Below are 8,461 nucleotides of genomic sequence, written 5' to 3'. Positions count from 1 at the left end.
CCCAGGGTTGGCAACCACTCGGCGGATATCTTTCTGCACCGCCTGACGCAGGTTGCTTTCCCAGTCATGCTTGAAGGGCTCGGCGCTGGCAATCAAAACTTCGTCTTTGCCAATTTCAACGGCGAGAATGCCATGGCGTTGGGCGAATGCGTAGGACATCACCCGGGCAATGGCGGGGGTGTCTATTTTTAGTGGGTCTATGTGATACCAGGGTTGCCCGGCCCAGTCCGCCAGCCACTGGGTCAGCCTGTCCAGGTCCAGCGTGCGGCCGGAGGTCTGGCTTTTCAGCGCTGCCAGCGCAAACAGCTCAAGCGGATGGCGGTCGTTGGTGTCGGCACCAATGTTGGCCTGAAGAATCCGCTCTGCGTCTTCCTGCGCCAGTTCGCCGCTGGTAACCAGCGCGGTTGCCAGATCACGCAGGGTCAGCGTGCTTCGCGCTGGCGGGGGTGCCTGATGAGTGGTCATAACAGAATCCGCTCAGGTCACCGGTGGGGCGATGGGACGGTTGACCTTCAGGTGCACCATGGACACGGTGAACAGCAGGAACGTCAGCACCGTGAGTATCATCGGGGCGGTGGTGCCCTCGTTCAGCCACGCTGTTACCACGGCCTGGGTGAAGTAGAAAATCACCACGAACGCCAGCCAGATGTAACCCCGGTTGTGGCCCCGGAACACGGGTATGGCAAATGCCAGCAATGGCAAAAGTTTAACGGTAAGCATCAGTGGAACCGACACGCCCTCCACCGGAGCCGGATAGAAGGTGGTAATCAGCAGCGTGGCCAGAACCGCGATGTACAGCGCGATGGTGAGCCTGGCGGTGATGCGGGCTTTGGGGTTATGAAGCATGGGTGCTTTCCGTCAATAAATACGAGTGAATGTCCGCGTTGGCGGTCTTAACGAAGTTTCAGGGCCAGCGTGCCCAGGCGCTCGCCGAAGCTCTGGCAGACCGATTTTTCATGGTCGCTCAGGGGCAACTGTTCACCGGTTCCTGCCCAGTGAGAGGGCCCGTAGGGCGTGCCGCCGGACGTTGTCTCATTCAGTGCCGGTTCGGCGTAGGGTACCCCACACAGCACCATGCCGTGATGCAGCAACGGCATCATCATGGTCAGCAGGGTGGTTTCCTGGCCGCCATGGAGGCTACCAGTGGAGGTAAACGCGCCGGCAGGTTTGTTGGTCAGTGCGCCCGACAGCCAGAGGTCCCCGGTGCCATCCAGGAAATGCTTCAACGGCGCGGCCATGTTGCCGAAGCGGGTCGGGCTGCCAATCGCAAGCCCGGCACAGTGGGCGAGGTCGTCCTTGCTGGCATAAGGTGCCCCGTGGTCGGGAACGGCTGGCAAGGAGGAATCGGTGTCCGGTGACACCGGAGGCACAGTGCGTATGCGGGCCTCAATGCCATTGACTCGCGCAATACCACGGCCAATCTGGCTCGCCATGTCAGCCGTCTGGCCACTGCGGCTGTAATACAGCACAAGCACGTAGGCGTTTTCAGGTGGCATCAGTTGCTCCGGTCAAAAAAGGGTCAGTACGTTTTCTGGCGGGCGGCCAAGCGCTGCCTTGTCGCCCCGAATCACGATGGGTCGTTCAATGAGTTTTGGCGTTGCGACCATGGCGCGGATCAATTCCTGATCACTCAGCTCATTGTTATCCAGGTTCTGGTCGCGGTATTCCTGCTCACCTTTGCGCATGAGCTGGCGTGGTTCCATGCCCAGAACTGATAGAATCTGTCGCAGTTCCTGCGCTGTCGGTGGTGTTTCAAGGTAGCGTATAATTTCCGGCTCCAGGCCACGCTCAACAAGCAGTTCAAGGGTTTGTCTGGATTTTGAGCAGCGCGGGTTGTGGAAAATGCGGGTTGGTTCTGTCATCTTCTGGCCTGAGTTAAATAGGGCTGTCCTGAAATCGGGATGTTCCGTAGTCTAACAGGAGGATTCCCTGTGCAGTACCCTGCAACGTACCGTTTTCGAACGCTGATGATGCGAATGGCCGCCGTGCTGGGCATGGTGATGCTTGCCGGTTGCGACAAAGTCGCCTTTGAGCAGGCCGGGGGCGATCCGGTCGAGTGGGACAGCCTGCGCGGGGATTGGGTGCTGGTAAATTACTGGGCGGAATGGTGCAAGCCCTGCCTGGAAGAAATTCCTGAGCTGAACCAACTGGATGACCGCGACCGCATTACGGTCCTGGGTGTCAATTTTGATGGTATTCAGGGGCAGGAGCTGATTGATCTCGGCGACACCATGGGGATAGATTTTGTCATGTTGACCGACGACCCGGGCACCGAATTTGGTTGGAAAACGCCGGTGGCGTTACCAGCGACGTTCGTGATTGATCCGGACGGAGAGTTGCGTGAAACCCGCTTTGGCCCGCAAACCGAAGAAGAACTCAGAGCACTGATGGGCGGCTGATGCCCGCCATCACTGGAATTCAACAGCAGGAACAGCCCGACGATATGGCGAACACCTTCGTACACCTCCGCGTACACTCCGAATACTCCCTGGTGGATGGACTGGTCCGGGTGAAACCACTGATCAGTCGGGTCGCGGAATTGGGCATGCCGGCCGTTGGGCTCACTGAGCAGTCCAACATGTGTTCACTGGTGCGTTTTTACAAAGCGGCGACCGGTGCCGGTGTAAAGCCCATTATTGGTGCGGACCTCTGGCTGGAAAATCCGGAGGAACCGGAAAGCCCGTTCCGCCTGACGCTTCTTGCTCGTGACAACGAGGGTTATCGCCATCTGACCGAAATCATCAGCCAGGGATACACCGAGGGCCAGCGATACGGCAAGCCGATCATTCAGCGGCCCTGGCTGGAGGCCAGGGCGGGTGGTCTGATTGCGTTGTCGGGCGGAAAAATGGGCGATGTCGGCAAGGCTTTGCTGGCGGGTAAGCCAGAGGTCGCGAGGGAGCGTGCGCAGTACTGGATGGATCTGTACCCGGACAGTTATTACCTTGAGCTCCAGCGCACGGGCCGGGGTGGCGACGAAGATTGCCTGCACCTGAGCATAGAGCTGGCACAACTCCTGAATCTGCCGGTGGTCGCCACCAACGACGTGCACTTCATCAATGCCGAAGATTTCGAGGCGCACGAAGCCAGGGTCTGCATTGGTGAAAGTCGCACTCTGGACGACCCCCGCCGTGACCGCAGGTTCAGTGATCAACAGTACCTGCGCAGCGCCGACGAGATGATCGAGCTGTTCAGTGACATCCCCGAAGCGGTTGAGAACACGGTCGAGATTGCCCGCCGATGCTCGGTGACCGTGCGCATGGGTGAATACTTCCTGCCGAATTATCCCATTCCGGATGGCATGACCATGGACGACTACTTCCGCAAAGTCTCGGAGGAGGGCCTGGAAGACCGTCTGGCGAAAACCCTCAGCAAAGACGATCCGGAATACGATGCGAAGCGGGAAGCCTATTACAAACGTCTGAATTTTGAGCTGGATATCATCATTCAGATGGGGTTCCCCGGTTACTTCCTGATCGTGATGGACTTTATCAAATGGGCCAAGAATAACGGCGTGCCAGTGGGCCCGGGCCGAGGGTCCGGTGCCGGTTCTCTCGTCGCCTACGCCCAGTTGATCACCGACCTGGACCCGCTGGAATACGACCTTCTGTTTGAGCGCTTCCTGAACCCGGAACGGGTGTCCATGCCCGACTTCGACGTCGACTTCTGTATGGAGGGTCGTGACCGGGTCATCGAGTACACCGCTGAGAAATACGGCCGTGAGGCGGTGTCGCAGATCATTACGTTCGGCACCATGGCGGCGAAAGCGGTGGTGAGGGATGTCGCGCGTGTGCAAGGCAAGTCCTACGGGCTGGCGGACAAACTGTCGAAGTTGATTCCGTTCGAAGTCGGGATGACCCTGGAAAGGGCCATTGAGGAAGAGCCGCAGTTAAAGGAGTTCCTGGAGCAGGACGAGGAAGCCCAGGAAATCTGGGAAATGGCGTTGAAACTTGAGGGCGTGTGTCGTAACGCGGGCAAGCACGCCGGTGGTGTGGTGATCGCGCCCACCAAGATTACCGATTTTTCGCCACTGTACTGTGATGACGAAGGCGGTAGCCTGGTGACCCAGTTCGACAAGGGTGACGTGGAAGATGCCGGCCTGGTGAAGTTTGACTTTCTGGGGTTGAGGACGCTCACCATCATCAAGTGGGCGCTCAATATGATCAACCCGCGCCGCGAGAAACGCGGTGAGGGGCTGCTGGATATCAACGATATTCCGCTGAATGACGTTCCCTCCTTCAGCATGCTGAAAAAGGCGGAGACCACGGCGGTGTTCCAGCTTGAATCCCGCGGCATGAAGGACCTGATCCGTCGCCTGCAGCCGGATTCGCTGGAAGACATGATCGCATTGGTGGCGCTGTTCCGCCCCGGGCCGCTGCAGTCCGGCATGGTTGACGACTTTATCGACCGTAAGCACGGCCGCCAGCCGGTGTCATTTCCGCACCCGGATTACCAGTATGATGGCCTGAAGCCGGTACTGGAGCCCACTTACGGGGTCATCCTCTACCAGGAGCAGGTCATGCAGATCGCTCAGGTGATGGCGGGTTACTCCCTGGGCAATGCGGACATGCTGCGGCGGGCCATGGGTAAGAAAAAACCCGAGGAAATGGCCAAACAGAAGCAGTTTTTCCTCGATGGCTGTGAACATAACGGCATCAATAAAACGCTGGCAGAAAACATCTTTGATCTGGTGGAAAAATTCGCCGGTTATGGTTTCAACAAGTCTCACTCTGCTGCGTATGCGCTGGTGTCCTATCAGACGCTCTGGCTAAAAGCCCACTATCCGGCCGAATTTATGGCCGCAGTACTGACGGCTGACATGCAGAACACCGACAAGGTGGTGACGTTGGTGGAAGAGTGCCGGAATATGAAGCTGGACCTCCTGGTGCCGGACGTCAGTCGATCGGAATACACCTTTACCGTTAATGACGAGGGTCAGATCATTTACGGCCTGGGTGCCATCAAGGGCCTCGGTGAGGGGCCAATCGATAGCATTGTGGACGGTCGGGCGAATGGCGAACCGTATCAGGATATCTTTGATTTCTGTCGCCGGGTGGATCCCAAGAAAGTGAACAAGCGGGCGATGGAAGCGTTAATTCGTTGCGGTGCGATGGACAAACTGGGCCCGGGCCGAGCCCAATTGATGGCGAGTATTGAGAAGGCGGTGCAGCAGGCCGGCCAGCAATCCCGCAACGATGCCGTGGGCATGACCGATATGTTTGGCGAGGCCCTGGAGGCTGAGGGCGATGCCAACCCCTATGAAGACGTGTCACGGGTTCGGGAGTGGCCGGAGAAAGAACGGCTGAAAGGTGAAAAAGACACGCTTGGCCTTTACCTGACCGGGCATCCGTTTGATGAGTATGAGAAGGAAGTGCGCCGGTTTGTGCGTTCACCGATTGCTGACCTGAAACCTAACCGGTCCCCGCAGCGGGTTGCTGGTCTGGTGGTTGCCCAGCGCACGATGAAAACCCGTACCGGGTCGACAATGTGCTTCATTACGCTGGACGACCGCAGTGCGCGTATCGAAGCGACGCTGTTTTCAGAAGCGTTCTTCGAGAACCGCGAACTGTTGCAGTCGGATCAGGTGATTGTCGTGGAAGGGCAAGTCAGCCACGATGACTACTCGGGCCAAATGAAAATGCGCGTCAGCTCGGTGATGGACGTAGGCACCGCGCGTCAGCAGTTCAGTCGGGGGCTCCAGTTGTCTTTGCATGCGGACCAGCTTCAGAATGGTTTGCTCGATAAGATCGACAGCACCCTCAGGCCGTTCCGATGTGAAGGCAGCCCGGTCTGGATTGAATACAGCAGCAACGACGCCAGTACCCGAATAGAGCTTGGACAGGCGTGGCGAGTTCAGCCCGATGATGATTTGTTGGTGGAACTTCGCTACCTGGTGGGCGACCAGGCGGTAGAACTGGTCTATGATTGAGGTAGTCCGGCAAGGTTCGGTCCGGTATCGCTGCTGACATCTTGAAAAATTACAGTTTTGTCAGAAAGCGGACTCATACCAATGTCCGCTTTAGCCATGGTCCGGGCACTGTTATCTTTGTCCAAAATTCTGGTTTGGCGGGACGACGGTTCCGTCTGGCAATCAAATGATGGAACATCATGAACCCTAATTATCTGGATTTCGAACAACCCATTGCCGACCTGGAAGCGAAGATTGAAGAGCTTCGTATGGTGGGTAACGACACCGATCTCAATATCTCGGATGAAATCAATCGGCTCAAGAGCAAAAGTGTCAGCCTGACTGAGACTATTTTTTCCGACTTGCAGCCCTGGGATGTGGCCAGGCTGGCACGGCACCCTCGCCGTCCTTACACCCTGGATTATATCGATTTCATTTTCGATGATTTTGACGAGCTGCACGGCGATCGCCGGTACGCGGACGATCTGGCGATTGTCGGCGGAACGGCCCGTCTTGATGATAAGCCGGTGATGATTATTGGCCACCAGAAGGGCCGGGAAGTGCGCGATAAGGTGAAGCGTAACTTCGGCATGCCCCGTCCGGAAGGTTATCGCAAAGCCCTGCGTCTGATGGAAATGGCCGAGCGATTCAAAATGCCCATTCTGACCTTTATTGACACGCCGGGTGCGTATCCGGGTATCGGTGCCGAAGAACGCGGGCAGAGTGAGGCGATCGCCTTTAACCTGGCGGTTATGTCTCGCCTGAAAACACCCATTATCTCGACAGTTATCGGAGAGGGCGGCTCCGGCGGCGCGCTGGCGATTGGCGTGTGTGATCAGCTGAACATGCTTCAATACTCAACCTACGCGGTTATTTCGCCGGAAGGCTGTGCCTCCATCTTGTGGAAGAACGCCGAATACGCGTCTCAGGCTGCAGAGGCCATGGGCGTCACGGCGGATCGGCTCAAATACCTGGGGTTGGCGGACAACGTGATTAACGAGCCGCTGGGTGGTGCACACCGGAACCCCGAAAAGATGTCCGAATCGCTTCGTGATACCCTGAGAAAAGGCGTTGCCGAGCTCAGCCGCCTACCTGCCGATGAACTGGTGTCTCGTCGCTATGAGCGGCTGACCCGATATGACACGGGGCGGTAACTCCGCCCCGGAATTTTCCTGGCCGGCTGCCTTGTGCGAGCCGGTCAGGTGCCTTCCCGATGCGTCACATGTGTGGGTCGCCCTCAGCGGTGGCCTCGATTCTGTACTGCTGCTCCACCTGGTGCGTCACTGCTGTGGCCGTGACCGTACCGTTCAGGCCGTCCACATTAATCATCAGTTGCAGCCCAACGCCGACGTCACCGAGCGGTTCTGCCGGCAGCTGTGCCAGTCGCTGGGTATTGCGTTGACCGTCAGGCGCGTGACCGTGCCGATCAAAGGTGGGAAGCAGTCGACCACCGGCGGAGTTGAGGAGGCGGCGCGCCATGCCCGATACCAAGCGTTCGAGCAGTTGCTTCAGCCTGGTCAGCTTTTGCTGATGGCCCACCACGGTGATGATCAGGCCGAGACGGTACTGTTCCGCCTGTTGCGAGGCAGTGGGGTGAGTGGCCTGGCGGGAATGCCCGCGACACGCCCGTTGGGTGAGGGAGACTTGCATCGACCTTTGCTCGCGTTCAGTCGCCGGCAAATTGACGACTGGGCTCGTCAGGCTGGCCTGACCTGGATCGACGATCCCAGTAATGACAGCGAACAATACGACCGCAACTTCCTGCGCCATTCAATCTTGCCATTGCTTACCGCGCGTTGGCCGTCTCTCGTAAAACGGCTGAACCACAGCGCCCGGGCTTGCGGCGAGCAGGAAGAGCTGGCGGCTGCTCTGGCACAGATTCATTATGCCTCCGTCGCCGGCGGGGAAGGGCGGCTGAGGGTAGCCCAGATGCTGGGGCTGACGGTGACTGAACAAAAAAATCTGCTGCGCTGGTGGATCACCCGGGAGGGCTACCACTTCCCGGCTGTTGCCGACTGGCATCAGGTGCTCGATGACCTTCTGTTGTCCGCGGAGGACCGGAAGCCAGAACTTCGCGGCCAGGGCTTTGCGCTAAGGCGCTTCCATGGCTGGGTGTACCTGGTGCCCGACCAGCCGCCGGAGCCTGTGGCGTCACAACGGCTGTTGCCCGACCACCCGGTGGTGTTGGGGCCGTGGCGCATGGCGTTGAAGCCTGGCGCTACACCCGTTGGCCCCCCGCCGCCAATACGAATATCTACGAGGCGTGGCGGTGAACGCGTCAGGCCCCGCCCCGGTGGTCCGTCAAAACCACTGAAAAAATGGTTGCAGGAGCAACGGGTGCCACCCTGGGAAAGAGCACGGATACCGCTGGTATTCGAGGGTCCTGAGAGCCACGGTGAGCTGGTCGGCGTTGGCGATTTGTGGCTTTCTGACAAATACTGTGGGGAGGCCCCGGCCACCGGCTGGCGCATCATTGTGGAGCGGGAATGTGATTGAGTAAGGGGCGCTCTTCTGGTAGTCTGGCGTCCCATCTTGAGATGACAATCTCCCTCCTTC

7 protein-coding genes and 1 pseudogene are annotated in these 8,461 nt (G+C 58.4%); 4 read left to right on the top strand and 4 right to left on the bottom strand.

The window, feature by feature from the left end:
• The 4 genes and pseudogenes from WD429_RS02260 to arsC all read right to left on the bottom strand — a co-directional run.
• Positions 1-465 (bottom strand): annotated as a pseudogene (locus WD429_RS02260) (type II/IV secretion system protein); the annotation flags it as partial.
• 12 nt (positions 466-477) lie between these two features.
• Positions 478-846, bottom strand: a complete 369-nt coding sequence (locus WD429_RS02255) for a DUF2069 domain-containing protein (RefSeq protein ID WP_368420552.1) — start codon at positions 844-846, stop codon at positions 478-480.
• A gap of 47 nt (positions 847-893) precedes the next feature.
• Entirely contained in the window at positions 894-1,496 is a 603-nt protein-coding gene (gene wrbA, locus WD429_RS02250; RefSeq protein ID WP_368420551.1) for an NAD(P)H:quinone oxidoreductase, read from the bottom strand.
• A gap of 12 nt (positions 1,497-1,508) precedes the next feature.
• Positions 1,509-1,862 carry an arsenate reductase (glutaredoxin) gene (gene arsC, locus WD429_RS02245; RefSeq protein ID WP_368420550.1) on the bottom strand — a complete coding sequence of 118 codons (354 nt, stop codon included), beginning with the start codon at positions 1,860-1,862 and terminating at the stop codon, positions 1,509-1,511.
• Positions 1,863-1,931: 69 nt separating this feature from the next.
• Here arsC and WD429_RS02240 point away from each other — a divergent pair, with 69 nt between their 5' ends.
• From WD429_RS02240 to tilS, 4 genes are all read left to right on the top strand, one after another.
• Positions 1,932-2,399 carry a TlpA family protein disulfide reductase gene (locus tag WD429_RS02240; protein WP_368420549.1) on the top strand — a complete coding sequence of 156 codons (468 nt, stop codon included), beginning with the start codon at positions 1,932-1,934 and terminating at the stop codon, positions 2,397-2,399.
• A 44-nt stretch (positions 2,400-2,443) separates the two neighbouring features.
• Positions 2,444-5,926: a DNA polymerase III subunit alpha gene (gene dnaE, locus WD429_RS02235; RefSeq protein ID WP_368420554.1), complete on the top strand. Its 3,483-nt coding sequence runs from the start codon at positions 2,444-2,446 to the stop codon at positions 5,924-5,926.
• A 179-nt stretch (positions 5,927-6,105) separates the two neighbouring features.
• Entirely contained in the window at positions 6,106-7,059 is a 954-nt protein-coding gene (gene accA / locus WD429_RS02230) for an acetyl-CoA carboxylase carboxyl transferase subunit alpha (protein ID WP_368420548.1), read from the top strand.
• A complete protein-coding gene (gene tilS / locus WD429_RS02225; protein WP_368420547.1) occupies positions 7,043-8,401 on the top strand; it encodes a tRNA lysidine(34) synthetase TilS in 1,359 nt (452 codons plus the stop codon). The genes accA and tilS overlap by 17 nt, the downstream gene beginning before the upstream one ends.
• Positions 8,402-8,461 lie beyond the last annotated feature (60 nt).

It is taken from the genome of Marinobacter sp., assembly GCF_040904845.1.
In the GTDB taxonomy this organism is placed as follows: Bacteria; Pseudomonadota; Gammaproteobacteria; order Pseudomonadales; family Oleiphilaceae; genus Marinobacter.
Note: the sequence above shows the minus strand (reverse complement) of the source record. Positions and strands in the feature narration are given on the sequence as shown.

What these genes read in the sequence shown, in the direction of transcription:
- WD429_RS02255 (WP_368420552.1), bottom strand. Translation starts at nt 846, where the DNA reads ATGCTTCATAACCCCAAAGCCCGCATCACCGCCAGGCTCACCATCGCG.
- wrbA (WP_368420551.1), bottom strand. Translation starts at nt 1,496, where the DNA reads ATGCCACCTGAAAACGCCTACGTGCTTGTGCTGTATTACAGCCGCAGT.
- arsC (WP_368420550.1), bottom strand. Translation starts at nt 1,862, where the DNA reads ATGACAGAACCAACCCGCATTTTCCACAACCCGCGCTGCTCAAAATCC.
- dnaE (WP_368420554.1), top strand. Translation starts at nt 2,444, where the DNA reads ATGGCGAACACCTTCGTACACCTCCGCGTACACTCCGAATACTCCCTG.
- accA (WP_368420548.1), top strand. Translation starts at nt 6,106, where the DNA reads ATGAACCCTAATTATCTGGATTTCGAACAACCCATTGCCGACCTGGAA.
- tilS (WP_368420547.1), top strand. Translation starts at nt 7,043, where the DNA reads ATGACACGGGGCGGTAACTCCGCCCCGGAATTTTCCTGGCCGGCTGCC.